The sequence below is a fragment of the Rhizobacter sp. P3_B12 genome (genome assembly GCF_056402895.1).
Genome location: NZ_JBFUGN010001628.1, coordinates 1 through 725, shown reverse-complemented (window position 1 = coordinate 725; position 725 = coordinate 1). Strand labels below are relative to the sequence as shown.

Sequence of the window (725 nt, the reverse complement as noted above, 5' to 3'; positions counted from 1 at the left end):
GCGCACGCGGGTGCGCTCGGGCCTGGTGGCCTTCATCATCACCGCCACCTTCGGCGCGCTGCTGTGGGGCCTGTACCAGGGCACGCAGGCGGTGATCGCCGGGCAGGTCAGCGCCGGCCACCTCGGCCAGACGGTGGTCTACGTGATCATCCTCGTCAGCTCGGTGGCGGTGCTGGCCGAGGTGTATGGCGACCTGCTGCGCGCGGCCGGGGCCACCGAGCGGCTGATGGAGCTGCTGGCCACGCGCTCGTCGATCGCCTCGCCGGCGCAGGCGGCGGCACTGCCGGCCACGAGCGGCGGCTCGGCGGTGGCGCTCGAAGGCGTCAGCTTCCGCTACCCGTCGCGGCCGCTGCATGCGGCGCTGGCGGATTTCAACCTGCAGGTGCGGCCGGGCGAGACGGTGGCGCTGGTCGGGCCGAGCGGTGCCGGCAAGAGCACGGTGTTCCAGCTGCTGCTGCGCTTCTACGACGTGGCCGAGGGCCGCATCGCGGTCGACGGCGTCAGCGTGCGCGACACCGCGCTGCAGGCGCTGCGCCAGCGCATCGGCATCGTGCCGCAGGACAGCGTGATCTTCTCGGCCAATGCGCTGGAGAACATCCGCTACGGCCGTCCCGAGGCGAGCGACGACGAGGTGATCGCCGCCGCGCGCGCCGCGTTCGCGCACGACTTCATCAGCGCGCTGCCCGAGGGCTACCAGACCTTCCTCGGCGAGCGCGGCGTGCGGC

Annotated in this window: 1 protein-coding gene; it reads left to right on the top strand. The window is 73.2% G+C overall.

From position 1 onward, the window contains the following. On the top strand, positions 1-725 hold a 725-nt coding region (locus AC1D01_RS37330; RefSeq protein WP_477874948.1), incomplete at both ends, for an ATP-binding cassette domain-containing protein.